Raw genomic sequence first — 26,466 nt, 5'->3', positions numbered from 1 at the left:
AAAGGGTGCACAAAGTACCCTTGGAGACTGTGAAGGTACTCGTCATTGGCCCCGGAGGCCGCGAACACGCCATTGTCCGCTCCCTGCTTGCCGACCCCAACGTGTCCGAAGTCCACGCGGCGCCCGGCAATGCCGGCATCAGCAAGCTGGTCCCCACATACAAGATCGACGGCAACGATCCGCAGGCGGTCGCGGAGCTGGCCACCCGGCTCGCCGTGGACCTGGTGGTGGTGGGCCCCGAGGCTCCGCTGGCCGCCGGCGTCTCCGACGCCGTCCGCGAGGCCGGCATCCCCGTCTTCGGACCCAGCAAGGCCGCGGCCCAGCTGGAGGCATCCAAGGCATTCGCCAAGGAAGTCATGGCCGAGGCCGGCGTTCCCACTGCCATGGCCCTGGTGGCCACCAACGCGGAGGAAGCGGCGTCCGCCCTGGACACCTTCGGCGCTCCCTACGTGGTGAAGGACGACGGACTGGCCGCCGGCAAGGGCGTTGTGGTGACCCGTGACCGTGACGAAGCCTTGGCCCATGCCCAGTCCTGCTTCGACGCCGGCGGCTCCGTGGTCATCGAGGAGTTCCTGGATGGCCCCGAGGTTTCCCTTTTCGTCCTCTGCGACGGCCAGAACACCGTGGCACTCTCGCCCGCCCAGGATTTCAAGCGCATCTTCGACAACGACGAAGGCCCGAACACCGGCGGCATGGGGGCTTACACGCCGCTCGAGTGGGCGCCTGAAGGGCTGGTGCAGGAAGTCCTGGACCGCGTAGCGCAGCCCACCGTGAACGAGATGGCCCGTCGCGGCACGCCCTTCGTGGGTGTGCTCTTCGTTGGCCTGGCCCTGACCTCACGCGGCACCCGGGTCATCGAGTTCAACGTCCGCTTCGGCGATCCGGAGACGCAGGCAGTCCTCGCACGGCTCAAGACGCCCCTGGGTGCCCTGCTCATGGCCGCCGCCAAAGGCGAACTGGACAAGGCGGAAGAGCTTCGCTGGGCCAAGGACGCTGCCGTCGCCGTCGTCATCGCCTCGGAAAACTACCCGGACAAGCCCCGCACGGGCGACCGCATCCGGGGCCTCAAGAAGGTGGAAGCCCTGGACGGCGTGCACGTCATCCATGCCGGAACCGCGCTGGACGAGGACGGCAAAGCGGTGTCCGCCGGCGGCCGCGTCCTGGCGGTCGTCGCCCTGGGCAGCGACTTGGTGGAGGCCCGCGAAAAAGCGTACGACGGCGTGGAGCTGGTCCAGCTGGAAGGCTCGCAGTTCCGCAGCGACATCGCCCGCAAGGCCGCCCGCGGCGAGATCAAGGTTCCCTACGGCGCCACCGGCTCGATGCCCATCGTGAAAGCAAAGGCCTGACATGACTGAAACTCCCGAAAACCGCGGCTACGCCACCGAAACCCTGGACCTGCCCGGCTGGACGCACGTCTATTCAGGCAAGGTCCGCGACCTCTACGAGCCGGCCGACGAAGCCGTCCTTCAGCGCTTTGGGCAGGACTGCGTGCTGGTGGTGGCGAGCGACCGCATCAGCGCCTACGACCATGTCCTTTCCAGTGAGATCCCGGACAAGGGACGCATCCTCACCCAGCTGAGCCTCTGGTGGTTCGACCAGCTCGGCGTGGAACACCACGTCCTGGGCTCCACCGCCGAGGACGGTGTGCCCGCCGAGGTTGAGGGCCGGGCCATGATCTGCAAGAAGCTGGACATGTTCCCGGTGGAATGCATCGCACGCGGTTACCTCACCGGCTCCGGCCTGGTGGAGTACAAGGCCTCCGGCACGGTCTGCAACATCCCGCTGCCCGAAGGGCTGGTGGACGGGTCGCGGCTGGAACACGCCATCTTCACGCCGTCGGCCAAGGCCTTGATCGGCGAGCACGACGAGAACATCACCTATGACGCCGTAGTGGCGCTGGTGGGGGATGACATCGCGGCCCGCCTCAGCGAGCTGACGCTGAAGATCTACACGACGGCGGAAAAGATCGCCCGGGAGCGCGGCATCATCCTGGCCGACACCAAAGTGGAGTTCGGGTACGACGCCGTCTCCGGGTCCATCACGCTGGGCGATGAGGTGCTGACCCCGGATTCCTCGCGCTTCTGGGACGCCGCCACCTACAAGCCGGGCCAGGCCCAGCCGTCCTACGACAAGCAGTACGTCCGTGACTGGCTGACCTCCGCAGAGTCCGGGTGGGACAAGTCCTCCGACACCCCGCCGCCGGCTCTGCCCGCAGACGTTGTGGACCGGACCCGCAGCCGGTACGTCGAAGCGTACGAAAAGATCACGGGAAAGACCTTTTCCTAGGACTCAACGAAAAGCCAGGCAGTCCCAGGTGAATGGGCTTGCCTGGCTTTTTGGTCAGCTGGCCTTGGACGCCGAAGCCGCCCGTTTCTGTGCCAGTTTAATTTCCAGGATCGCATCCAATGCCTGTTGGACAAGGTCCTGGGCTCCGGCCGAACTGAATGCCTTTTGGGCTTCCTGCAGGTAGATGAGGGCTTCGTCGGGCTCACCGGCAGCCTTGAGTGATTTCCCGAGCAGGAGTGAAACCTCGCCCGCCGTGTGTTTGGCCAGTGCCTCGCGCTGGGCGTGGATGTCGCGAAGCTTGGCGATGGCGGCCACGACATCACCGGTGAGGTACAACCATCTGGCCCGGATAAATGCGACTTCGAGTTCGTCGCTCTTCATGCCGTGCACAATGGAGAACGCCAACTCTGCCCGCTCAATCGACGCGAGTGTTTCGGGCTCCACAATTCCAGACTGGAGACGCACGGCCGCCGAAGCTTTGTTGAAGCGGGCCCACATCTCGATGTCGTTCGCGGGGGACAGGAGCCTGGCTGCACGTTCGTGCTCCCGGACGCCTTCTTCATAGTCGTGGCGCATGAACGCCACGTTTCCTACCACCCACGCCACTTCTCCGGCGAGTTGTGGCATGGTGCTCTCGTTCACCTGGGCGCGGAGTTGCTGGCAGTACCTCCAGGCTTCTTCGAGCCGGCCGCTCTCCGCGAGGACTCCGATGAGGACCCGCAGCGCGCCCGTGATGATAGTCGAGTTCTTTGGAAGCTGCTCAACAAGTTTCATGGCCTCCAGGGCTTCGTCGACCGCGGCGGAGAGCTGGCCCTCCCGCTGGAGGACGGCTGCCATCATCTGGCGGGCACGGACGCCCAGGCCAACCGATTCACGCGCCATCGGGTGCTCGATTAGCCGCGCGATGATCTGCTTGCAGTCCTGGAGGTCGCCGTGCCGCATCAGGCACTCGGCCTGCATATAGGTCATGTTCCACCAGGCACTGGTGTTCTTTCCCTCCAGCGCATACTGGGCCGCAGTTGCCGCATGGCCCGCTGCCAAGGCATAGTCGCGCAGATCCCAGGCCTGCCGGGCGTACAGACCAGCGAGGACGTACTCAGCATCGCTCAGGGAAACCGGCTGGCTCCAGGCCTCGAGTGCCTTGGGCGCCAGTTCCAGCCTGCGGGCCAGCTCCTCAATCACCTCAGCAGTAGGTTCTCTGCGGCCCGTTTCAAGCAGGGAGATGTAGCTCGGTGAATACAGGTCCTTGCCGAGTTCGGCCTGCGTCAACCCGCGCTCGAGGCGCTCCGCCCGAAGCTTTTCTCCAAATCCGTTGCCCACGGGGCACACTCCTCTCTGGACGGTCTTCGCACCAAACGCTTGACAGCCCCTGTGGAAAACATTTTACAATGAGTGTCAACAAGGGCAGTGCTGAAGTGTAACGAATCCGACTCGTATTGAGGAACAAATATGTTGAAAAAAATCGCAGCCGCTGCTGTATTAGCTGGTGCCCTGGCATTCTCCGCAGCCGCTCCCGCAGTGCTGTCGGCCGGCTCCCTGACTGACAACTCAGGCACTTCGGTAGCAAGCGGTAACTGGCCGAACCCGATGTCCACCAAGACCAAGACCAAGAGCACGGACACCACCTACGTCACCTACAGCGGCAACTGGCCCAACCCAATGTAGTAGCTTCCTCACAACAGGAGGCGAGGGTGGCCCCGGAGCAACAGCTCCGGGGCTGTTCCTTTTAAGCCTTTGTGTAACTGCCGTAACCACATTGATATGCAAAAAGAGGGCCTCCGCCAGGAGACCCTCTTTCCGTTATGGTCGGGATGACAGGATTTGAACCTGCGACCTCTTCGTCCCGAACGAAGCGCGCTACCAAGCTGCGCTACATCCCGATCCGCTGCAAAAGCAACTTTACAAGGATAGCCGATTCCGGGTCCCGATGCGAAATCCGGAGGTCGGGCACCCTGCCGGGACCGTCAGACCAGCGAATTCTTCCATGCTCCGTGCAGGTCAGCGAACCGTCCGCCGCCGCCAATGAGTTCCTCGGGCGTGCCGTCTTCGACGATCCGTCCGTCGTGGACCACCAGCACCCGGTCCGCCGTCTCCACTGTGGACAGGCGATGGGCGATGATCAGCGCCGTCCTCCGGGCTGCCTCCGTCCCCGCAAGCAGCCGGGCAAGCCCTGCCTGCACCAGGCGTTCGGACGGGATATCCAGCGAGGAGGTGGCCTCATCCAGGATCAGCACCGCAGGGCGGGCCAGGAAGGCCCTGGCAAAGCTGATCAGCTGGCGCTGGCCGGAGGAGACCCTGCCGCCGCGCTTGTTGACGTCCGTGTCGTAGCCCTCGGGGAGCGCCGAAATGAACTCGTGCGCCCCCACGGCCTTGGCGGCCTCTTCGATTTCGGCCCTGGATGCTTCCGGACGGCCCAGGGCGATGTTGTCAGCAACGGAGCCACTGAACAGGAAGGCTTCCTGGGTGACCATGACGATGTTGCGGCGGAGGTCGGTGGTGGCCAGGTCACGGAGATCCACACCGTCCAGGGTGAGCGTCCCGGAGGTGACGTCGTAGAAGCGGGCGATAAGTTTGGCGAGGGTTGATTTGCCTGCGCCCGTCTGGCCCACCAGCGCCACGGTCTGTCCGGCCGGGATGTGCAGGTCCAGGCGCGGGACCACTACCGGGCCGTCCCCATAGCGGAACTCGACGCCGTTGAAGTCGATCCGTCCCGTGGCGGTGGGGAGGGCAACCGGGTTCTTGGGCGGCCGGACCGTAGGTACCTCTTCGAGGAGTCCCGAGACCTTCTCCAGGGCGGCCTGCGCGCTCTGGAACGAGTTGTAGAACATGGCCATCTGGTCCACCGGCTGGAAGAACCGCTTGGTGGACAGAATAAGGGCAAGGAGCACCCCCACTGCAAGGTCTCCGCCCAGCACTCGGAAGCCGCCGAAGAGCAGGACCACTGCCACGCAGACGTTGCCGATCAGCACCAGGCCAGGTTGGAAGATTCCGTTGAGGTTGATCGAGCGGACGGTCACCTGCCGGTAGTCCTCAGCCAGTTTCCCGTAGCGCCCTGAGTTCTCCTTCTCCTTTCGGAAGGCTTTCACGGCGCGGATGCCGGTCATGGTTTCCACGAAATGCACGATCAGCCGTGCCGAGACCACGCGCGATTCGCGAAAGGCGATCTGCGAGTGCTTCTGGTACCAGCGGGCCAGGAAGAACATGGGGACGCCGGCGGCCAGAACCAGCAGCCCGCTCCGCCAGTCCAGCGCGAAGATGGTGGCGGCGGTGAAGGCCATGAACAGCATGCCCGAGGCCAGGGAGCTGACGCCCGAGTCGAGGAGCTCGCGCAGTGCCTCCAGATCAGAGGTCTGCCGCGCGATGATGCGGCCGGACGTGTACTTCTCGTGGAACTCCAAACTAAGCCGCTGCGTGTGCCGGAACACCCGGACGCGCAGATCCAGCAGCATAGCCTGGCTGAGCCGCGCCGTGGAGGTGACGTACAGGGCGGTGAGTCCCGCCGTCGCAATTGCTGCCAGCAGGTAAGCGGCGCCGGTGAACACCAGCGGGAGGTTGTCGCCGGCCCGGAGGGCGGGGAGGGCATGGTCGATGCCGAAGGCGATCAGGGCCGGGCCCGCCACGCGCGCAGCCTGGGAGAGCACCACCATGGCAATAGTGAGCCAGAACCGTACCCGCACCGGACGGATCAGCGACCCCAGCAGGGACAGGGACCGGCGACGTACCGCCCGGCTCTCCGCTTTGCTGAGGTGGGCGTTGTCCTCGTTGGCCGTGCCAAACGCTGCGGCGCTCATCGGGTCACTTCCTCGGCCTGGTCTTCAAGCGCCGACAGTTCGGAGTCCAGGTCACGCGGCTCCCGGTCCAGGCTGGCGATGACGTAGCGGTAGTGCTGGTTGCGGGCCAGCAGTTCGGTGTGGGTTCCGACGGCCGCGATGCGCCCGTTTTCCAGCAGCGCCACCCGGTCGGCGAGGGCCACGGTGGAGGGCCGGTGGGCGACGATAAGGGTGGTGGTGTCCTTCAGGACTTCCCGGAGGCGTGCCTCCACCAGTTCCTCAGTGTGGACGTCCAGGGCGGACAGGGGATCGTCCAGGACCAGGACGCGCGGCCGGGCAGCGATGGCGCGCGCCAGGGCAATGCGCTGCCGCTGCCCGCCGGACAGGCTCAGGCCTTCCTCGCCGATCAGCGTGTCCACACCCTGGGGCAGGGAGTAGGCGAAATGGGCCTGGGCAACGTCGAGTGCTTCATCGAGCCCTTCATCGGAGCGTACCGGGGCACCGAGCAGCACGTTGTCCCGCACCGAATTCGAAAAGAGCGTAGTGTCCTCGAAAGCCACGCCCACCACGCGGCGCAGTTCCTCCACGTCGAAGTCCCTGATGTCGATGCCGTCAATGCTGATGGCGCCGCTGGTGACGTCATACAGGCGGGGAACCAGCTGGATCAGCGCACTCTTGCCGCTGCCGGTGATGCCCACCAGGGCCATCGTCTCCCCGGGCCGGACATCCAGGCTGATGTCCTTGAGGACCGGCTTGTCCGGGGCGTCGTCGAAGGCGAAGGTTGCGTTGGTAAAGCGGAGAGCACCGGCGGGCTGCATTGGGCGCCGTGGTTCTGCCGGGCTGGTGATGGTGTTCCGGGTGTCCATCACCTCGTAATGGCGGTCGACGGCGGTTTTGGCCGTGAGTGCCATGGCCAGCAGCATGCCGGAGAACTCCACGGGGGAGGCGATAACAGCGGCCGTGGCGAAGAAGGCAACCAGCGAGCCGATGCTGAGTTGGCCGCTGGCGCACAACATCACGCCGACCACGAGGCCGGCGCCAAGGGCAAGTTCGGGGAGGAGGGTGACCACCAGGGTGAAGATTGCCTGGTGGCGGGCTTTCGCAATCTCCGTCTGGCGAAGCTCCTCCGCCTGCTCGTTGAAGTTCTCCAGGGCTTCGCGGCTGCGTCCAAAGGCCTTGAGCACGCGGATACCGTGCACGGATTCCTCAACGGTGGTGGCGAGGTCGCCGGCCTGGTCCTGGCTGCGCCTGGCGACCTTGCTGAACCGGGTGCGGAACCGGAAGCTGTTGATGGTGATGGGAACGGCGGCGGCAACGAAGATCAGGGCCAGTTGCCAGCTCATGGCGAACATGGCAACGATGCCGATCAGCACGGTAAGGGTTGTGACCACCAGCATGATGGCGCCGAAGGCCATCCACCGCCGCAGGAAGTTCAGGTCCGTCATGGCCCGGGACAGCAGCTGTCCGGAGCCCCAGCGGTCATGGAAGGAAACTGCCAGTTCCTGCAGGTGGTCGTAGAGCGAAACCCGCATCCGGGTTTCCACCGTGGTGGCGGGGTTGATGACGAACTGCCTGCGGAGGGCCACCAGCCCCGCTTCGGCGATGCCCAGCACCAGGATGACGCCTGCAGAGGCCCAGACTGCCTCCGCGGTGCCCCCCGGCTGGAGGGCGGTATTCACCAGGACGCGCAGTACCTGGGGGATGGTCAACGCAACAATGCTGGCAAGCAGGGCGCAGAGAAGCCCCAGCACAAGCCGGGGCAGGATGGGCCGCACGTGCGGATAAAGACGGCTGATGGATTGGAAAAAGGGAGTCTGCTTGGCCATGCCCGCTTCTCAAGCTCTAAAACGAATGTAGTTTCCTCTGGCAACAACCCTATGCCATTGAGTGAGACGATTCACAGGGACGTCGGCACCTTGGGAGTGCTTGCGCTGTTATTGCACTCCGTAATGCGGGATGCTCTATCAGTTATGGTCCCCAAAACCGCACTTTAGGGACCATACCTGATAGAGCAACGGGTCAGCTGGGGGAGGTGAGGGTGAGCAGGACGGCCTCCGGTTTGCAGGCGATCCTTACCGGGGCGAAGCGCGAGGTGCCGATGCCGCCGGAGACGTTGACCGGCGTCGTCCTTCCGTTGCTTGACCAGTCGTTGAGGCCCTTGGCCCGCCACGTGGGTATGTCGCAGTTGGCGATAATGGCCCCGTAACCGGGGATGCAGAGCTGGCCGCCATGGGTGTGGCCAGCAAGCAGGAGGTCTGCGCCGCTTTCCGTGAAGTGGTCCAGCACGCGCTGGTACGGCGCGTGGATGACGGCGATCCGGAGGTGGTCATTGGAATCCTGGTTGACGGTTCCCCGGGGCCACCCGGCGTACCGTTCCCGGTTCAGGTGCGGATCATCGACGCCGGAAAAATCGAAGCGCATGCCGTGGAGGACCACTGACTGGCTGCGGTTGGTCAGGTCCACCCAGCCGCTCATGCCGAACCCGGAGCGGAGGCGCGGCCAGTCCAGGGCGACCGGCTTGGGCTTCACCTTGGACGGACCCAGCAGGTAGGACGCAGGATTCTTGGGGCTCGGGGCGAAGTAGTCATTGGAACCCGGGACAAAGACGCCGGGGAACTGCAACAACGGCTTCAAGGCATCCAGCAGCGGGTCCACCGCCTTGACGTGGCTGAGGTTGTCGCCCGTGTTCACCACCAGGTCCGGCCGGAGGTCCGCCAGCGACCCAAGCCACTCGGCCTTTTTCCTCTGCCCGGGGACGAAGTGGATATCGCTCAAGTGCAGGATCCGGAAAGGGTCCCTGCCGGGCGGGAGGATGGCCAGGGTTTCCTCGCGGAGCACGAACTGGTTCTTTTCCCACAGCCCATATCCAAAGGCGGCCATCCCGGCTACCGTTCCGGCTCCTGCAGTGACGGCAAAGCCGCGCCCGATGGAACGGGCGCGGCTTGCCAGGCTAGCGATGTCCATGCGCAGCACTCAACCCTTGCCGTTGTTGCCGTTGCCGTTCCCGTTATTTGTGGGGGCGGGGGCCGGTGCCTGGGTAGCGGGAACCTGGGTTGCCTGCGGGGCAGGGGCAGGCGCCTGGGTGGCCTGCGGCGCGGGGGCGGTGTTCCGGGTGGCGCCGCTGACCATGTTGCTCGGAGGCGCGGGGAACGGGTTGGTCCCGTACGCCGGGGCGATCTTCGTCATGAAGTTGGAGAACATAGGCCCGGCAATCATGTAGCCGTCAATGCCGGGGTAGAACTTCCCGTTGACCGTGATGTTCTGTCCCGCGCGGGTCTGGCCGCCCAGGGGGTCGCCGAACCAGGCAGCGGTGGCGAGGCCGGTGGTGTGGCCAACAACCCAGGTGGAACCGTTGTTGTTGGACGTACCGGTCTTGGCGCCGATCGGGAAGCTGGTCTTGGTGGAAAGGCGCGGACGGATGAGGGAGCCGGAGCCCTGGTTCATGACTTCCTGCAGCGCGTAGTTCACGCCGCGGGCCACCTCCGGTTTGATGGCATCGCGGCAGCTGCTGGACTGGGCCGGGAGCTGCTTTCCGGTGGCGTCCACAACCGAGGTGATGGCGATGGGTTCGCAGTACTTGCCGTCGTTGGCGAACGTGGCGAAGGCGCTTGCCATGGTCAACGGCGCCGTCTGGGTGGAACCAAGCAGGTTACCCAGCGTCATCATGTCCACCTTGGGGTTCGGCTCGCTGCCGTCCGCCGACGGGAGGCCGCTGTGCAGGCCGACGGCGTCAACGATTTTTTGGATTCCACAGAAATCCAGCTGGGCCGCGGAGGCGAAGGTCACCGTGTTGATGGAGTTGTAGAGGCCCTCAAGAACCGTGAGCGGCCTGTACCACTGCGGCTCGGCGTTCTGGAGGTCGTCAGCCGCGCCCAGGGACTTCTGCGCCGTGTTGTAGGCGCCGTTGACCTTGCCGCAGGTGTTCTTCCACGGGTAGTTCAGCGGGTAGACGCGCTGGGCGGCGTTGACCACGGTGTTCATGGTCTTGCCCTCGTTTAGCCACTCAGCAAACGTGAACGGTTTCATGGTGGAGCCCGGCTGGAAGCCGCCTATGCCGTTGAGGTCGTTGCCGTCCTTGTCCAGCTTGTCCACATTGAAGTTCAACTGGGAATCGAAGCCCTGGCCCGGCAGGAACGTGGTGTTCTGGGCCATGGAGATGATTTTGCCAGTACCCGGCTGCACCGACACCATCGAGGAGCCCCACTTGTCGGGATTGGCCCCGGTGGCGGCGTTGACCTGCTCCTGGGCTGTGGCCTGGGCGTTCGGGTCAAGGGTGGTGGTGATCGTCAGGCCGCCGCCGTAGATCAGCCGCTGCCGGTCCTTGACGTCTGCACCGTAGGCCGGGTTGTTTTCCAGCAGGTGCAGGATGTAGTCGCAGAAGTACGGGGCGGAAGCGGCGTAGGCGCAGCCCTGCTTGGGCTGGGTCACCTTGGGCTCCACGGGGGTGGCGACTGCGGCCTCATACTCTTCAGCCGTGATCTTCTTCTGGTCCTTCATCAGGCCCAGCACCAGGTCGCGGCGCTGCTTGGACTTCTCCGGGTTGGTGATGGGGTCGAAGGCGGAGGGGCTGTTCACCAGGCCGGCCAGGAGCGCTGCCTGCGGCAGGGTCAGATCCTTGGCGCTGGTGCTGAAGAAGTAGTGGGACGCTGCCTCGATGCCGTAGGCGTCGCGGTTGAAGAACACAATGTTCAGGTAGCCCTCAAGGATCTGGTCCTTGGTGAACTCCTTCTCCAGCGCGATGGAGAGCTTCATTTCGCGGAGCTTGTCGCCGACACCCTTGTTGACGCCGTTGAGCTTGATCTGGTCCTCTTCGCCTGCGGCTGCGAGGTTGGCGTTCAGCACGTTGTTGACGTACTGCTGCGTGATGGTGGACGCGCCCTGCTTGTTGCCGCGCGCCGTGGCGACCAGCGCGCGCAGGATGCCGGTGGTGTCCACGCCGCCGTGCTCGTAGAACCTGCTGTCCTCCACCGCGATGATGGCGTTCTTCATGTTCGGTGAAATCTGGTCCAGCGGAACCTTGGTGCGGTTCTCCGTGTAGACGCTGGCGATCTCGCTGCCGTCCGCGGCCAGGATCCTGGTGGTCTGGCTCGGGGGGTCAACCTTGAGTTCCGCGGGAAGGGAATCGAAGAAATCGATGGAACCGCTTGCCGCGCTGCCCGAGACGGCCGCGGCAGGGACCAGCAGGCCCGCCACGAGGACACCGCAAATCGCGCTCACACCAAGGAAAAGAAGGATCTTACCCAGTGTGGTGGCAGTGTCGAATAAGGGGTTGTTGCGAGTCGCCATGTTTTCCACTTTACCGGCAAGGGCTACGCTTTCTCTCATGACCAAATGGGAGTACGCGACGATTCCGCTCATCATCCACGCCACAAAGCAGATCCTCGACCAATGGGGAGAGGACGGCTGGGAGCTCGTCCAGGTAGTCCCCGGACCCGACGGTAACGGCCTTGTCGCCTACCTCAAGAGGGAGAAGCAGTAGCATGAGCACCCCCGCAGAAGCCCAGTCCAGCGCCGCAACGGCGCCGGTTTCCGCCGTCGAGCAGCGGCTCGCGGAACTTGGCCTGGCCCTCCCCGAAGTTGCCGCCCCGGTGGCCTCCTACGTTCCCGCCATCGTCTCCGGCAGCCACGTCTACACCTCGGGCCAGCTGCCGTTTATTAACGGCAAACTCGAAGCTACGGGCAAAGTTTCGGCCGGGACGGAAGGGTTCGCCGATGAGCCCACCGTTTCCCCGGAGGACGCCCAGCGTTACGCTGCAGTGTGCGCCGTCAACGCCCTCGCAGCCGTCAAGAGCGTCATCGGCGATCTTGACCGCATCACGCGCATCGTCAAAGTTGTGGGATTCGTCGCCTCGGATCCCTCCTTCACGGGCCAGCCCGCCGTCGTCAACGGCGCCTCGGAACTGCTGGGCCGCGTCCTTGGCGACGCCGGGCAGCACGCACGTTCCGCCGTCGGCGTTGCCGTTCTTCCGCTCGACTCTCCCGTAGAGGTCGAGCTGATCGCCGAATTCAGCTAAGACCGGACACTTCCCTTGCCGCACCTCGCACGACGCCTTTTTGCACTGCCCCAGGATCTTGAAGGGGCAGCACAAAGCTGGCTCGAACACGGCGAGCGGACCCCCCGGGCCGCCCGCTTTGCATCATCCGTAGTCCTCCTGCGCGATTCCCCCACCGGATTGGAGACGTGGCTGGGTTACCGGCCCGGCTCTTCGCCGCTGGGGGTCCTCGCCTTTCCCGGCGGGTCCCTCGACCCCACCGACGACGAGCCCATGGGTTGGCTGGGCCCGTCGCCGCAGCATTGGGCTGAGCAAATGGGAACGGACGACGTCGGGCTGGCGCGGCGCCACGTGGTGGGAGCCATCCGGGAGCTCTTCGAGGAAACCGGCATCCTGCTGGCCGGTCCGGACATGTCCAATACGGTCGAAGCCACGTCGACGTCCGAATGGATGCGTGCCCGTGTGGCGGTCGCGGACCAGGAAAAAACGCTCGCCCAGGTCCTGGGCAAGCGGGGGCTGTCCCTGCGCACGGACCTGCTGAAGTCCCTGGTCAACTGGCGCAGTCCCGACTTTGCCCACCGCCGGTTCGATACCCGGTACTTTGCGGCCACCCAGCCGCTTGGCCAGGAGCCGACGCTGCTTGAGGGCAAAGGCGTGTGGGGACGGTGGGTCAACGCCGCGCAGGTGGTCCAGGAACGGAACACGAGCAACCTCGGTGACGAGGCAGGCCAGGAGAACACCGTGGGCCGCCCCTTGGGCGAACTGCTCGTCCCGGGCTCGGAGATCATGCTGGAAAAGATGGCGACGGCCAACGGCTGCATCGCCTACCTGAGCTACAAGCGGAAGCACCATGTGTACCAGCCGGCCCTGGTCGAAGAGGACGGCAGGCTCATGCTTGAGGTCGAGGCTGCCAAAACCGTGGCAGGGGACCACCAGCGCGAACGCTGACGCTGCACCGGGCCGGCGTATAAACTCGTCAGCAAAACCATACCGGGAGCAAGGGGGGCGCGTTTGCGCGCAACGGTTAAGGACGTCGCCCGCCTCGCAGGGGTTTCGCCAAAGACGGTTTCGAACGTCATGAACGGAATTGTTCCGGTCAGCGGCCCCACCAGGTTCAAGGTGGAGCAGGCCATGGCGGAACTGGACTACGTTCCCAACCTCTCTGCCCGGGGATTGCGCAACGGCAGGTCCGGCGTCATTGCCCTGGCATTACCGGACCTGGGCACGCCGTATTCTGCCGAAATTGCGCACAGCGTGGTGGAAGTAGCCCATGAACAGGGCTGGAGCGTGCAGATCGAGGAGACGGGGTCCGATCCAACCCGCGAGTACGAATTGATGTCCCGCGCGCGGTCCAACCTGATAGATGGGTTGATCCTCAACCCGGTGGTGCTGGACGAGAGTGCCGTCAAAGTGGGCGTCGCCCTGCCTCCCGTGGTCCTGCTTGGGGAAGTGTCCCAGAAGCTGGCCGACCGCGTGTGGGTGGACAGCGTCGCCGCCGCCCGTGACATGACCCTCGCGCTCGGCAGGCCCGGCAGGCGGCGTATCGCGGTACTGGGCGCCGCCGAGGGCAGGGGCTCCGCGGCAGCCGTCCTCCGCACCCGTGGGTACCAGGCCGCGCTTGGTGAACTCGGCATCCCCTGGGATGACTCGTTGATCATTCCGTGCGAAAAGTGGAGCCCGGATACGGCAGCCCACGCCCTTTCCGCATACCTTGATGCGCACCCGGTACCCGAGGCGCTGTTCTGTTTCACCGATTCCATGGCGATCGGTGCCCTGAGCGTGCTGTGGAAGCGTGGCCTTCGGGTTCCCGACGATGTTGCCGTCGCCGGTTTCGACGACATCGCGGATGCGAAGTACACGGTGCCGTCACTGACAACCGTTTCCTTCGACAAGCGCAGGGTGGCCAGTGAGGCCCTGCGGCTCCTCACCGAACGCATGCAGGACCGTGAGGGTCCGCAGCGGGTGGTGGCCGTCGACTATGAAGTCGTGGAGCGGAAAAGCACCTCCACCTAGGGCCTGCACGTAGCGCCGCCCCGCGCCGTGGCCTCGAAACGAGACTGCGGAATCACTTTGCGCACGCTAACAATTTTCATTGCGGCAGCTATTACATCGATGTAATGTGAGGCGTGCGTCACACCGGAGCGTGCGGAACCGCGAAGAGGAAACTCCGGCAGCAACGGTTGTGGCAACGGAATGACTTTCAGCGGACCCATCCAAAGGAGTGACGGGTGAAGCAGTTTGATTTTTTCGGCGACAGGCAACTGTCGAGGCGGGGGGTGTTGTCCGGAGCCGCGGCGTTGGGGAGCGTGTTTGCGGCGGCGGCCTTGTCCGGGTGCGGTGGAAATGCCTCGGCCGCGGCCCCAAGGGATATCCAGTTCTGGCATCTCCTGTCCGGTGGTGACGGCATCAAGATGCAGAACATGATCAGCAAGGTGAACGACGCCAATCCCGCGTTCACGGTGCACCCTACCGTCCTTGCCTGGGGGCCGCCGTACTACACCAAGCTGGCCATGGCATCGGCCGGCGGCCGCCCGCCGCAGCTGGCCATCATGCATGCCAGCCGCGTTCCCGGCTATGCGCCCGGGGGCCTGATCGACCCGTGGGACCTGGACCTGCTGTCCGAGTTCGGTGTCACCAGCCGTAGCTTCGCACCCAGGATCTGGGACAAGAGCCAGAACAACGGCATAGTCTTCTCCATCGCCCTGGATTCGCACCCCTTCGTCATGTTCTACAACCGGGACGTGGCGGGAAAGGCGGGACTGCTTGGAAACAACGGGCAGCTGCAGGACGCGAAGTCCCCGCAGGAATTCCTCAGCATCGCCCGGGAAATGCAGAAAGTAACCCAGGCCCATGGTTTGTCCTTCGGATACCTGGGCAGCGGTTCCCAGATGTGGCGCCTGTTCTACACCCTTTACCGGCAGCATGGGGCGGACATGGAGCTCACCCCCGGCAAGCCAATGGTGGCGGACAACGAGGCGGCGGTGGAGTCTTTGGAATTCATGGCATCGCTCTTCGATGACACCGTTGCGGCGCAGAGTGGAGACATCAACACCGGGATCGCGGAGTTTGCCAGTGGAGGCTCGGGCATGCTTTTCAGCGGCGTCTGGGAGCTTCCTACCTTCAAGAAGGCAAACCTGCCCGTTGACGCTGCCACCATTCCCACGCTTTTCGGGACTCCGGCCGCATATGCCGACTCGCATTCCTTCGTTCTTCCCCGGCAATTGAACGCTGACGATGCCAAGCGGCGCGACGTCTACAAATTCGTCAGTGACATCCTCAAGGGCTCGCTCTCCTGGGCCGAGGCAGGACACATCCCCGCGTATCAGCCGGTGGTGCAGTCGCAGTCTTACCGGGAGCTCACGCCCCAGATCCATTACGCCAACGCCGCGGACATCATCGCCTACGACCCCGAGGCATGGTTCAGCGGATCAGGCTCTGACTGGCAAACCTACTTCGCGGAGACCGTGCAGAACGTGCTCCTCGGTCGAGACAAGGCAATCGACGGCTGGAACGCCTTCGTGCGGCGCACCAACACCATGCTTTCCCGTCCCAACCCGGTTTGAACCGCCAAGCGACACAGGAGTCCAAATGAGTTCCGTAGCAACATCACACAGCAATGACGGGCAGGCGGGATCGCTGCCCGGGCCGTCCCGGAAACAGCACATCAACAACCAGGCGGCGGGCGGCCGCGCACGGTCCCGTGCGCAGGGAAGCAGGGACAACCTCAACGGGTGGGCGTTCGCCGCCCCGTTCCTGGCATTCTTCCTGGTCTTCCTTGTGTGGCCGCTCCTTTACGGGCTGTACATGAGCCTGACCGGCAAATCGCTCACCGGTGCCAACGACAGCATGATCGGCTTTGCCAACTATGCAGAGGCCCTCGCGGACGCCGACATGTGGCATTCGCTGGGCAACACTCTTTACTTCACCGTCATCAGCACCGTCCCGTTGGTGATCGTGGCCCTGGTCATGGCGGCACTGGTCAATGTGGGGCTGCCCGCACAGTGGCTGTGGCGGCTTTCGTACTTTGCCCCCTACCTGCTGGCCTCCACCGTCGTCTCCTTGTTCTTCACGTGGATGTACAACCCACAGCTGGGCCTGATCAACGATTCTCTGGCCAAGATCGGCCTGCCGAAAGTGGGATGGCTGAACGATCCGGGGGTGGCGATGTGGGCGATCGTCATCGCCACCTTGTGGTGGACGGTGGGCTTCAACTTCCTCCTCTATCTGGCGGCGATGCAGAACATCCCCGCCCAGCATTACGAGGCGGCCTCGCTGGACGGCGCCGGTGCGTGGCGGCAGTTCTTCTCCATTACGCTGCCGCAACTGGCGCCCACCACCGTGATGATCGTGCTCCTCCAGGTCCTGGCGTCGCTGAAGATCTTCGACCAGGTCTACCAAATGACGGCCGGCGGTCCCGGCGGCGCCACCCGACCCGTGGTGCAGTACATCTTCGAAACCGGCTTCACCGGATACCGCCTGGGCTACTCGGCGGCCATCTCGTACATCTTCTTCGGACTGATCGTGGCGGTTTCGGTCATCCAGTTCCTCATCACCCGCCGCAGGAGTGCATAGCCATGGCAACTGAAACCCTCGCCCGCCCTGTTCCCGCCACGGCCACGCCGTCCGCCCGCGGCAGGACTGGCCGCAGGATGGGCGCCGGCCGCGTTGCGGTCCTGGCAGTTGCCGCCCTGCTGGCCGTCCTCTGGATGGTGCCCTTCGCCTGGGCAACCGTCACCGCTTTCAAGAGCGAAACGGATGCCGCCGCTCCGAAGATCAGCTGGATCCCGCCGTCGGGCTTTACCGCCGATGCGTTCGTCAAGGTGTTCCAGGACGGCAACATCCCGCTGTGGACCTGGAATTCCCTGTACACCTCGGCGGCCATCACAGCGATCACGCTGGTCATTTCAGCGCTGGCGGCCTATGCGCTGTCCCGCATCGACTTCCGGGGCAAGACGGTCCTGATGATTGTGATCATCGCGTCCATCATCGTTCCCCCGCCGGTCCTGATCATTCCGCTGTTCTACCAAATGGTGGCACTGCACATGATCGATACCTCCTGGGCCATTATCCTGCCGCAGGTCATCCACCCCGCGATGGTGTTCGTGCTCAAGAAGTTCTTCGACCAGATCCCGCGTGAACTTGAGGAAGCCGCGGTCATGGACGGCGCCAGCCGGATGCGGATCTTCCTTCAGGTCATCCTTCCGCTGTCCCGCCCCATCCTCGCGGCCGTGGCAATTTTCGTATTCATCGGCGCCTGGAACAACTTCCTCTGGCCGTTCATCGCTACCAACGACGGCTCCGTCCTGACCCTCCCCGTGGGGCTGCAGACCATCAAGAGCGCCTATGGCATCCAGTACGCCCAGAATATGGCGTCCGCATTGCTCGCGGCCCTGCCGTTGATCCTTCTTTTCCTGTTCTTCCAGCGCCAGATCATCAAGGGCGTTGCGACGACGGGACTCGCCGGCACCTGACGCCCCACCTTCACCTTTTACCACCTGCCTGAAGTACAACCAAGGAGATCATTCTTATGTCCCGCGCCAGAATCACCCTCGACCGCGACTTCACCATCGGCGAAGTGCCCCGGCGCCTTTTTGGCTCCTTCGTGGAGCACATGGGCCGCTGCGTCTATACCGGCATCTATGAACCGGGCCACCCGGAGGCTGACGAAAACGGCTTCCGCCAGGACGTCCTCAAGCTCGTCAGGGAGCTCGGCGCCACTGTGGTCCGCTATCCCGGTGGCAACTTCGTCTCCGGCTACGACTGGGAAGACGGAATAGGCCCCCGCCAGGACCGGCCGCGCAGGCTTGACGGGGCCTGGCACACCCTGGAAACCAACGCCTTCGGCCTTCACGAGTTCGTGGATTGGTCCCGCCAGGCCGGTACCGAAATCATGGAAGCGATCAACCTGGGCACCCGTGGAGTGGACGCCGCCCGCGCCATCGTCGAGTATGCCAACCACCCGGGCGGCACCCGCCTTTCGGACCTGCGCGCCCGGAACGGCCATAAGGACCCCTTCAACATCAAGCTTTGGTGCCTGGGCAATGAAATGGACGGACCCTGGCAGATTGGCCACAAGACGGCGGAAGAGTACGGCCGGCTGGCCCAGGAGGCGGCTAAGGCCATGCGGTTCGTCGACCCGGACATCGAACTGGTGGCCTGCGGAAGCTCCAACTCGGGGATGCCCACGTTCGGAGCCTGGGAGCAGACCGTCCTGGCCCACGCCTACGACGAAGTCGACTACGTTTCACTGCACGCCTACTACCAGGAGCATGACGGGGACGTCGGCAGCTTCCTGGCCAGCGCCGTCGATACCGATTACTTCATCGAATCGGTCATTGCCACCGCCGATGCGGTCCGCGCCAAGGGCAAGCACAAGAAGCACATCAACCTGTCCTTTGACGAATGGAACGTTTGGTACCAGCGGGGCCTGGACACGGAGGACCAGCCGCACAACGTGTCCAAGGCCGGCTGGCGTGAGCACCCGCGGGTTATTGAGGACAAGTACAACGTGACGGACGCTGTCGTCGTCGGGACTTTGCTTAACTCGCTGCTTCGGCACGGCGACCGGGTCAAGATCGCCAACCAGGCGCAGTTGGTCAACGTCATCGCCCCCATCTTCAGCGAGGAGAACGGTCCGGCCTGGCGGCAGACGATTTTCCACCCGTTCTCCCGGATGGCGGAACTGGCGAAGGGCCAGATCCTGCGGTTGTCGGTCGACTCCGACAAGTACGCCAACACCAGGTTTGGCGATACGGACCTGGTCGATGTCAGCGCCACCTGGAACGAGGAGACGGGCCGGGTGGCCTTGTTCCTTGCCAACCGAGGGCTCGAGGAGGCGGCGGACGTGGAGGTCAGCCTGCGGGGCTTCGACGCGCAGCGGGTGGTCAGGGCGGAAGTGCTGGAAATCCCTGATGGTGGAGACCGCTTCACCATCAACAGCCAGGATAACCAGGACCGCGTTGGCCTTAAGCCGCTGGAGGGTGCCAAGGCAACCGGCGCTGAGCTGCGGCTCAGCCTTCCTGCGTTGTCGTGGGCCGTCGTCGAACTGGACGTGGTGAAGAACTGATTCCCGTACCCACGCAATAAAAAAGGCCGCCCCGTGGGGCGGCCTTTTTTATTCGGTCCTAGCGGGAGCGCTGGCGGAGGCGCTGCATGTCCAGGATGACCACGGCGCGGGCTTCCAGCCGGAGCCAGCCGCGCTGGACGAACTCGGCCAGGGCCTTGTTGACGGTTTCGCGGGAAGCGCCCACCAGCTGGGCCAGTTCCTCCTGGGTGAGTTCGTGCGCTACCAGGACGCCGTCCGTGGCCGGGCGGCCGAACCGGTCCGCAAGGTCCAGCAGGGCCTTGGCCACGCGGCCCGGGACGTCGGAGAAGACGAGGTCCGAGAGGGAGTCGTTGGTGCGGCGCAGGCGGCGGGCCAGGGCCTGCAGCAGCTGGGCCGAGACCTCGGGGCGGGTGCGCAGCAGGGCGTTCAGGCTCTCGTTCTTGAGCCCGGCCAGCCGGGTTTCGGACACCGCGGTGGCGGTGGCCGTGCGGGGGCTGGGGTCGAACAGGGCCATCTCGCCGAAGAGCTCGCCCGGGCCGAGGATCGCCAGGAGCGACTCGCGGCCGTCCGGGGAAGTGCGGCCGAGCTTCACCTTGCCGGAGACGATGAAGTACAGCTGGTCACCCTGGTCGCCTTCGCGGAACACTGATGCGCCGCGGGAAAGGTCCACCTCGGTGAGCTCGTCCGTCAGCAGCCGGAATGCGTCGTCGTCGAGCGTGGCGAAAAGGGGTGCTCGGCGCAGTACCTCGATGTCCATGAAATCTCCTGAGTAAAAGTATCGGCTGTGGGCGCTTTTGCCATTGTTTCAGAATTTTCAAGGTTCTGTGACGAACTTGGCACGGGAAACACGGGCAGGCTGCCCGCAGCCGGTCTTCCGGAGGCCGGGGCAGCCCACAGAAGATTGTCAGCGTGCGCCACTAGAATGGGGGTTCAACTGTAAATAAGGAGCCTTTGTGGTCGGCCTGACTGTCCTGGACATTGTCCTGATCCTGGCGCTGCTGTCATACCTGATCTATGGCTTCCGCAATGGGTTCCTGGTCACTGTCGGCGGCCTGGTGGGCTTTGCCGCCGGTGCCATCGCCGCGTTCTTTGCCGTCCCCCTGGTCAGCACGTTCGTTGAGGACTCCGGGTGGAGGCTCACCGCCATCATCGCTGCCGCCGTCGTCCTGATGGCGCTGGGGCACGGCCTGGGAACCATGGTGGGGCGCCAGCTCCGCGGCGTGGTGCGGATCCGGCCCCTGCGTGCGGTGGACCGGCTGGTGGGCGGGGCGCTGAACCTCGTGGTCTCCGCCCTGGTGATGTCGATGCTGGCGTTCAGCGTCAGTTCTTTGGGCGTACCCGTTGTGTCCCAGCAGTTGGCCGAATCCAAAGTCATCCGTTTCATTGACGGGCTGACGCCCACGCCGGTCAAGGCCACCATGGCGGAGCTGCGGTCCACGGTGATCGGCAATGGCATCCCCACCTTGCTGGAAGGGCTGGGCCAAGGCCCGGCAGTCCAGGTTCCGAACACCAGCACGAACACGCCAGCGCTTAACAAGGCTGCCCAGTCCGTGCTGAGGATCGCCGGCACTGCGTATGAGTGCGGGCAGAACCAGACCGGCAGCGGGTTCGTCGTCTCAGAGGACCGCGTGGTCACCAACGCGCACGTGGTTGCCGGCGTGTCGCAGCCAGTGGTGGAAATGCCCGACGGCGGCGCGATGCCCGGGCGGGTGGTCTACTTCGACACGCGCCGCGACCTTGCAGTCCTGGCCGTGGACAACCTGCCCTCGCAGCCGTTGCAGTTGAGCCGCGACCTGCCCGGCGGAAGCCAGGCCGCATTCGCCGGGTACCCGCACGGTGGCCCGTTCCAGTCCAAGCCGGCCACCGTCCAGGACATTGCCACCGTCCTGGTTCCCGACATCTACGGCAACAATCCCTCCCCGGAGGACATCTACCGCCTCGCCGGTGACGTCCAGCCGGGAAATTCGGGTGGCCCGCTGCTCACCGCGGACGGCCAGGTGGCAGGAGTGGTCTTCGCCAAGGCGACCTCGGACGCCGAGGTGGGGTTCGCGATCACCATGAGTGACCTGGACCCGGTAGCCGAGCAGGCGCCGTCGCTGTCATCACCGGTTTCCTCGGGACAGTGCATCAAGAAGTAGCCTCTCCCGGCTACAGGACCTCTGCCAGGTAGTCGATGGCCAGCCTGTAGCCAAACACGCCAGCGCCCACAATGACTGCTGCGCAGACAGGCGACAAGTAGGAGTGGTGCCGGAATTCCTCCCGCTGGTGCACGTTGGTGATGTGGACCTCGACGGCGGGAAGCTGCACGGCCGCCAGGGCGTCACGAAGTGCCACGGAGGTGTGCGTGAAGGCGCCGGCGTTCAAGACGATTCCGACGGCGGTGCCCCTGGCTGCATGGATGGCGTCCAACAGGACGCCTTCATGGTTGGACTGGACGCACTCCACGGCGAATCCGTGGTTCTTCCCGGCGGCCGCTGCCAGCTGTTCCACGTCGGCAAGGGTGGAGGTGCCGTACTTTTCCGGCTCCCGGGTACCCAGCATGTTCAGGTTGGGGCCATTGATGACGAGGATGGTACCGCGGCCGGCTTCGACGGGGGAGGAGGGTTCAGTCATGCCTGCAAATCTATCGGTTGGCCCTCCCCGCCGCGCATTCTTACGAAGAATGCGCGGCAGTGACTGGCTAGATGGCCGTGACCTTCACCAGCAGTGCGTGCTCGGGGTTCAGGATGGGCATGGGCAGTCCCACCTCCGCGAGGAACCTGCCGCTGGCTTCGGCGCCGCCGGCGAGCCAGGCGGGCGGCTGGACCTGCGTGAACGCGTGGCCGTAGTCAGCGTCGTCCTCCGTGGGCAGGAGCACCTCGACGCGGTAGCTGCGGCCGGCGTCGAGCCCCGGGATGCCGATCCGGCCCGGTGCCTCCGCTGCCGAGGTGCGCGTGCTGACCAGGGCGAACAGTGCCGCCGTCGTTCCTTGCCCCAGGTCGGAACCGTCCGCGGCAGGGCCGGCCACCACGCCGTGCAGGAGCAGTGAGTCGTCAGCGAGGTCCGCATGGACCCGGCGTCCGCTGTGGATCAGGTCCCGGTGTTCCTTGTACAGCCCCACGACGCGCCGCAACTCCTCTCTGTCTTTGCCCTGGACGCCGCGGATGTCCCATTCCATGCCGAAATGGCCGAACAGTGCCGTGATGGCCCGGAAGGACAGATCGTGGGTGCGGGCCGTGGTGTGCGAGGTGGTGGGGCCGATGTGGCTCCCCACCAGTTCGGGGGGAACAACGGCGCCAGTCCAGCGCTGGATCGTCTGCCGCTCCAGGGCGTCGTTGCAGTCCGAGGCCCAGACACGGTCGGTCCGCTCCAGGATGCCCAGGTCAACCCGTCCGCCGCCGGAGGAGCAGCTCTCGATTTCGACGCCGGGGTGGGCCTTGCGGAGTTCGTCGAACAGCCGGTAGGCGGCAAGGGTCTGCGCGTGGACGGAGGGGCGGCCGGCGTGGCCATGTTCGGCGAGGTCGCGGTTCTGGTCCCACTTCAGGTAGCTGATGTTGTTCCCGGCCAGGAGCGCGGAAATCCGGTCAAAGACGTATTGCCAGGCCTCCGGGTTCACCAGGTCGATGACGTGCTGGTTCCGCCACTCCAGGGGCAGCCGGCCGCCGTCCTTGTGCGCGGCGGCGGAGGGGCCCACGATCCACTCCGGATGCGCCCGGGCCACGTCCGAGTCCAGGTTCACCATTTCCGGCTCGACCCACAGCCCGAACTCCATGCCACGCGAGGTGACCGCGTTGATCAGGGGGGCCAGTCCGTCCGGCCACACGGTCTCATCGACGTACCAGTCGCCCAGGCCGGCGTGGTCGTCACGCCGGCCGCGGAACCAGCCGTCGTCGAGCACGAAGCGTTCCACGCCGAGGTCCGCTGCGGACTCCGCCAGCTCGATCAGGGTGTCCAGGTTGTGGTCGAAGTACACCGCCTCCCACGTGTTGAGCACCACGGGGCGCGGTTTGCCTGCGGGCACGCCGGTGGACGCGGCCGGCAGCACGTGGTGGAGGCGGGAGCGGAACCAGCTGTAGAAGGCCTCGGTGATGCCGTCCAGGCCGCGGTCCGAGTAGGCGGCGAACAGTGCGGGGGTGGTGTAGCTGCCACCCGGTTCCAGCGTGACTTCCGCCGGGCCCAGCAGCTCCGATCCGCCGATCATGGTCCGGCCGTCGCCGATGGTGTCCGCGAACTGTTCGTGGTTGCCGCTCCACGCCAGGTGCGTCGCCCAGACTTTGCCGTGCCGGTTGCCGAAGCCTTGGGTGCCGGCGGCGAACAGCAGGGAGGAATCGTGGCCGGTGCGGCCGTGCCGTCCGGCCCGGACCCAAGTGCCTTGCTGGATCCGGTGCCGCTGCGGGTGGCGTTCCCGGCACCATCGTCCGGTCAGGTCCAGGAGTTCGACGGCGTCGGGCGCCACCGGGAGGACGGTGGCCAGTTCGTTCACCTGGAACGGGGTATTGCCATCATTGGTGACGGTGTGGCGCAGTTCCAGCAGGCCGCCGGGGTGAAGCGCCAGGCGCGACGAGACGCTGACGCCGGCGTCGCCGTCGGCCTGCACGATCGTGGCGGCGCCACCCTCTGTGTTAACGGACGTCACGCGGAGGCGGGGCGAGAAGTCGAAGCCGGCGCCGCCGGCGGTGATGCGGTGGCCGCGCAGGGCCGGCCGCCCCCGCCACGCGGAAGCGGCTGAGGGGAGGAGGCCGGCGGGAACGTGGGCGTCAATGGAGGAGTGCCCCACGGGAGCGCCCAGGATGCCGAGGTCCGGCACGTCGGCTCCCAGGTCGGCACCCCAGTGGATGACCTCGGCCTCCCCGCTGTCGAAGCTGACCAGCAGGCTGGTGCCGGCGGAACGGAGGTACAGGGGGTCCATAGGAGATTCTCTCTTCGTGATGGTGCTGTGCGCTGAAAGTTTAAGGATGGAGACAGGGTAGCCGGGTGCCGCCGCCGCGAGGGGGACGGCGGCACCCGGGGGAGCGGCTGCGACCACATACGCAGCCACGTTGAGGGGTTACTTGAACAGGGCGTTGACCTGGTCATTGGCCGCGGTGAGGGAGCTGGCCGGGGCCTTGCCCGAGACCACGGCGTCCATGGCCGGCTTCATGATGCCGTCAACCTTGGCTGCCTTGTCCGCGATGGGGAAGAGGAAGGTGGTGCCGTCCTTGACCTGCTGGCTGAACGGGGTAACGTCCACGCCCTTTGCCTTGAACGCGTCGACGGCTTTGTCTGCGGAGGACTTGATGGCGGGGAAGACGACGGCCTTGGAAGCCACCACATCCTGGCAGGCAGCCGAACCCAGGTACTCGACCCACTTGGCTGCTGCTTCCGGCTTCTTGGTGCCGGCGTAGATGGAGTCAGCAAGCCCGTTGTACATGCTGGAGCGCTTGCCGTCCACGCCCGTGGGGGTGGGGGCGATGCCGACCTTGATGTCCTTGTAGCCGGTGTACTGGCCGATCATCCAGGAGCCGTTGGCGTTGATCACGGACTTGCCGGCTGCGAAGGTGTCCGCCATGCTGGCGCCCACTGTGGTTTCGAGCTTGGGCATGTAGCCCTTCTGCACCAGGCCCGCGAACCAGTCGATGCTCTGCTGGAATTTGGGGTCGTCATAGTTGAAGTGCTTGCCCCAGGGGTTCTTGTCCGTGTGCGTCCAGCCGGTGGTGCCGGTCAGGTAGCTCCATTCGGTCTGGCCCTGGCCGGAACCGGAGCCATTGAGGCCAAGCCCGTAGACCGCCACGTTGTCCTTGTCGAAGCCGGGCTCGTCGCCGCGCTTGCCGTTCTTGTCCACGGTCAGGTGGGCGATGGTCTTCTCGTACGTGCCGCCGTCCTGGGGGTTCCAGGTCAGGGTGGCCATCTGCTCCGGGGTGACGCCCGCGTCCGCTGCCAGCTTGGTGTTGTAGAACAGACCGATGGTGTCCCAGTCCTTGGGCAGTCCGTAGCGCTTGCCGTCCTCTCCCACCCAGAGGTCCGCCAGCCCGGAGTTGTAGATCCCGGTGTCGATGTTGTCCTTCTTGACGGCGTCATCCAGGGCAAGGATCTGCTTGTTCTTGACGAACTCGGGGTACTTGGCCAGGTGGTCGGTGAAGACGTCCGGCGCGGTGCCCGCGACGAAGCCGTTGGTGAGGGTGCCCCAGTAGTCGTCCCAGCCGCGCTGGGTGACCTTGACGGTGATGTCCGGGTTGGTCTTGTGGAAGTCGTCGGCGCACTGTTTGTAGGCCGGGAGCTGGTTGGCGTCCCAGAGCCAGTAGTTGATTTCGCCCTTGCCGGCTTCGGCGGAGCCGCCGCTTCCGCAGGCAGAGAGTGCCAGGACGGCCGCCGCGGCTGCAGCGAGGGAACCGAGTGCTTTCTTCTTGTTCATGGGGGTCCTTTCAGGGTGTGCTTCCGGGCGCGCCGCCATGGCGCGGCCGGGGTGAGGGAGTTGGAGGGGTGTTACTTGATGCCGGAGAAGCCGATGGAGTTGACGATCTTCTTGCCGAAGGCAGCGAACAGGATCAGGACCGGAAGGGCCGAGACCAGGGTGGCGGCCATGAGGCCGGACCAGTCCGGTGCACCCTGGGGCGACTGGGACTTGAAGACGCCCAGGCCCACTGTGAGGACGCGGACGGATTCGTCCTGGCCCACCAGCAGGGGCCAGAAGTATTCATTCCACTGGCCGATGAAGGTGAGCAGGGCAAGTGTGGCGAGCGGGGCTGCGGCGTTGGGCAGGATGATCTGAAAGAAGATCCTGAGGTGCTTGGCGCCGTCGAGCATCGCCGCTTCTTCGACTTCGCGGGACATGTTCAGGAAGAACTGGCGGAGGAAGAAGATGGCGAACGGGGTCATGAAGATATAGGGCAGCACCAGGCCCACCATGGTGTTCAGCAGGCCCAGGTTCTTGATGAGCAGGAAGTTGGGCAGGGCCGTGAAGATCGGCGGCACCATCATGGTGGCCAGGAAGAGGCTGAACACGGCGTTCCGTCCCCGCCAGCGGAGCCGGGCGAAAGCGTACGCCGCCATGGCGCTGAAGAACACTGCCCCGATGGTGGTGATGGAGGCGAACAGCACGGAGTTTCGGAGGTAGGACCAGAAGTCGATCTGGGCGCCGGAACCGCCGTCGGCCACGGCTTCTTCCGGGGACTGCAGGCCGAAGACGCGCTGGAACGCACCCAGGTTGAACTCGGCGGGGAGCAGGTTGGTGGCGTTGGACGCCAGGGCCCCGTTGGTGGACAGCGCGGTCCGCAGGACCCAGTAGAACGGGAGGACGGAGACGGCGACGGCGATGCCGACGAGGACCCAGGCGCCGGCGCGGCGCCAGTTGAAGGGACGACGCCGGGTGGCCGGCCGGGCGGGGGCGGAGACTCTTGCGGTGGTCATGGGGCGT

The 26,466-nt window shown here is 65.1% G+C and carries 22 protein-coding genes and 1 tRNA gene; 12 read left to right on the top strand and 11 right to left on the bottom strand.

Annotated features, from left to right (window positions below):
* Positions 1-29 precede the first annotated feature (29 nt).
* Together purD and ACFVTD_RS04970 are read left to right on the top strand one after the other, a co-directional pair.
* The gene (purD, locus tag ACFVTD_RS04975) at positions 30-1,346 is read left to right on the top strand and encodes a phosphoribosylamine--glycine ligase (RefSeq protein WP_387558996.1); all 1,317 of its coding nucleotides are present in this window, start codon (positions 30-32) and stop codon (positions 1,344-1,346) included.
* Position 1,347: 1 nt separating this feature from the next.
* Positions 1,348-2,286, top strand: coding sequence for a phosphoribosylaminoimidazolesuccinocarboxamide synthase (locus ACFVTD_RS04970; RefSeq protein ID WP_387558861.1), 939 nt, complete (start codon positions 1,348-1,350; stop codon positions 2,284-2,286).
* A gap of 54 nt (positions 2,287-2,340) precedes the next feature.
* Here the strand turns inward: ACFVTD_RS04970 and ACFVTD_RS04965 are convergent, their stop codons facing one another.
* A complete protein-coding gene (locus tag ACFVTD_RS04965) occupies positions 2,341-3,606 on the bottom strand; it encodes a helix-turn-helix domain-containing protein (RefSeq protein WP_387558858.1) in 1,266 nt (421 codons plus the stop codon).
* Positions 3,607-3,735: 129 nt separating this feature from the next.
* Between ACFVTD_RS04965 and ACFVTD_RS04960 the strand changes: the two genes are divergently transcribed.
* Complete coding sequence (locus tag ACFVTD_RS04960; protein ID WP_387558856.1) at positions 3,736-3,951, top strand: hypothetical protein; 216 nt, start codon at positions 3,736-3,738, stop codon at positions 3,949-3,951.
* A gap of 138 nt (positions 3,952-4,089) precedes the next feature.
* Here ACFVTD_RS04960 and ACFVTD_RS04955 read toward each other — a convergent pair.
* The 5 genes from ACFVTD_RS04955 to ACFVTD_RS04935 all read right to left on the bottom strand — a co-directional run bounded on the left by ACFVTD_RS04955 (position 4,090) and on the right by ACFVTD_RS04935 (position 11,342).
* Positions 4,090-4,166: transfer RNA gene (locus ACFVTD_RS04955), tRNA-Pro, on the bottom strand.
* An 84-nt stretch (positions 4,167-4,250) separates the two neighbouring features.
* Positions 4,251-6,077: an ABC transporter ATP-binding protein gene (locus tag ACFVTD_RS04950; protein WP_387558853.1), complete on the bottom strand. Its 1,827-nt coding sequence runs from the start codon at positions 6,075-6,077 to the stop codon at positions 4,251-4,253.
* On the bottom strand, positions 6,074-7,882 hold the full coding sequence (locus ACFVTD_RS04945; protein WP_387558851.1) for an ABC transporter ATP-binding protein: 1,809 nt from the start codon (positions 7,880-7,882) through the stop codon (positions 6,074-6,076). Before ACFVTD_RS04945 ends, ACFVTD_RS04950 begins: the two co-directional genes overlap by 4 nt.
* Before the next feature lie 193 nt (positions 7,883-8,075).
* On the bottom strand, positions 8,076-9,020 hold the full coding sequence (locus tag ACFVTD_RS04940) for a metallophosphoesterase (protein ID WP_387558848.1): 945 nt from the start codon (positions 9,018-9,020) through the stop codon (positions 8,076-8,078).
* A 9-nt stretch (positions 9,021-9,029) separates the two neighbouring features.
* On the bottom strand, positions 9,030-11,342 hold the full coding sequence (locus ACFVTD_RS04935) for a transglycosylase domain-containing protein (protein ID WP_387558845.1): 2,313 nt from the start codon (positions 11,340-11,342) through the stop codon (positions 9,030-9,032).
* Between the two features lie 37 nt (positions 11,343-11,379).
* On the opposite strand from ACFVTD_RS04935, the gene ACFVTD_RS04930 reads away from it, so the two are divergent.
* The 8 genes from ACFVTD_RS04930 (at position 11,380) to ACFVTD_RS04895 (ending at position 19,115) form a co-directional block, all read left to right on the top strand.
* On the top strand, positions 11,380-11,535 hold the full coding sequence (locus ACFVTD_RS04930; protein WP_009359196.1) for a DUF4177 domain-containing protein: 156 nt from the start codon (positions 11,380-11,382) through the stop codon (positions 11,533-11,535).
* A 1-nt stretch (position 11,536) separates the two neighbouring features.
* Positions 11,537-12,070 carry a RidA family protein gene (locus ACFVTD_RS04925; RefSeq protein WP_387558842.1) on the top strand — a complete coding sequence of 178 codons (534 nt, stop codon included), beginning with the start codon at positions 11,537-11,539 and terminating at the stop codon, positions 12,068-12,070.
* Between the two features lie 15 nt (positions 12,071-12,085).
* Positions 12,086-12,997 carry an NUDIX hydrolase gene (locus ACFVTD_RS04920; RefSeq protein ID WP_387558839.1) on the top strand — a complete coding sequence of 304 codons (912 nt, stop codon included), beginning with the start codon at positions 12,086-12,088 and terminating at the stop codon, positions 12,995-12,997.
* Positions 12,998-13,060: 63 nt separating this feature from the next.
* Positions 13,061-14,062, top strand: a complete 1,002-nt coding sequence (locus ACFVTD_RS04915; protein WP_387558836.1) for a LacI family DNA-binding transcriptional regulator — start codon at positions 13,061-13,063, stop codon at positions 14,060-14,062.
* A gap of 215 nt (positions 14,063-14,277) precedes the next feature.
* Entirely contained in the window at positions 14,278-15,612 is a 1,335-nt protein-coding gene (locus tag ACFVTD_RS04910) for an extracellular solute-binding protein (protein WP_387558833.1), read from the top strand.
* A 25-nt stretch (positions 15,613-15,637) separates the two neighbouring features.
* On the top strand, positions 15,638-16,621 hold the full coding sequence (locus ACFVTD_RS04905) for a carbohydrate ABC transporter permease (protein WP_387558830.1): 984 nt from the start codon (positions 15,638-15,640) through the stop codon (positions 16,619-16,621).
* A gap of 2 nt (positions 16,622-16,623) precedes the next feature.
* The gene (locus tag ACFVTD_RS04900; RefSeq protein ID WP_387558827.1) at positions 16,624-17,520 is read left to right on the top strand and encodes a carbohydrate ABC transporter permease; all 897 of its coding nucleotides are present in this window, start codon (positions 16,624-16,626) and stop codon (positions 17,518-17,520) included.
* A gap of 56 nt (positions 17,521-17,576) precedes the next feature.
* Positions 17,577-19,115, top strand: coding sequence for an alpha-N-arabinofuranosidase (locus tag ACFVTD_RS04895; protein WP_387558824.1), 1,539 nt, complete (start codon positions 17,577-17,579; stop codon positions 19,113-19,115).
* Positions 19,116-19,173: 58 nt separating this feature from the next.
* On the opposite strand, the gene ACFVTD_RS04890 is transcribed toward ACFVTD_RS04895, so the two are convergent.
* Positions 19,174-19,851, bottom strand: coding sequence for a Crp/Fnr family transcriptional regulator (locus ACFVTD_RS04890; RefSeq protein WP_011775987.1), 678 nt, complete (start codon positions 19,849-19,851; stop codon positions 19,174-19,176).
* A gap of 196 nt (positions 19,852-20,047) precedes the next feature.
* Between ACFVTD_RS04890 and ACFVTD_RS04885 the strand changes: the two genes are divergently transcribed.
* Complete coding sequence (locus ACFVTD_RS04885; protein ID WP_387558821.1) at positions 20,048-21,232, top strand: MarP family serine protease; 1,185 nt, start codon at positions 20,048-20,050, stop codon at positions 21,230-21,232.
* 10 nt (positions 21,233-21,242) lie between these two features.
* On the opposite strand, the gene aroQ is transcribed toward ACFVTD_RS04885, so the two are convergent.
* The 4 genes from aroQ to ACFVTD_RS04865 all read right to left on the bottom strand — a co-directional run bounded on the left by aroQ (position 21,243) and on the right by ACFVTD_RS04865 (position 26,459).
* Complete coding sequence (gene aroQ / locus ACFVTD_RS04880) at positions 21,243-21,707, bottom strand: type II 3-dehydroquinate dehydratase (protein WP_387558818.1); 465 nt, start codon at positions 21,705-21,707, stop codon at positions 21,243-21,245.
* Between the two features lie 67 nt (positions 21,708-21,774).
* Entirely contained in the window at positions 21,775-23,982 is a 2,208-nt protein-coding gene (locus ACFVTD_RS04875; RefSeq protein ID WP_387558993.1) for an alpha-galactosidase, read from the bottom strand.
* 138 nt (positions 23,983-24,120) lie between these two features.
* Positions 24,121-25,464 carry an ABC transporter substrate-binding protein gene (locus ACFVTD_RS04870; RefSeq protein WP_387558815.1) on the bottom strand — a complete coding sequence of 448 codons (1,344 nt, stop codon included), beginning with the start codon at positions 25,462-25,464 and terminating at the stop codon, positions 24,121-24,123.
* A 71-nt stretch (positions 25,465-25,535) separates the two neighbouring features.
* A complete protein-coding gene (locus ACFVTD_RS04865; protein WP_387558812.1) occupies positions 25,536-26,459 on the bottom strand; it encodes a carbohydrate ABC transporter permease in 924 nt (307 codons plus the stop codon).
* Positions 26,460-26,466 lie beyond the last annotated feature (7 nt).

This window comes from Pseudarthrobacter sp. NPDC058119, assembly GCF_042884655.1.
Lineage (GTDB): Bacteria > Actinomycetota > Actinomycetes > Actinomycetales > Micrococcaceae > Arthrobacter.
This window is presented reverse-complemented; position numbering and strand designations above follow the sequence as displayed.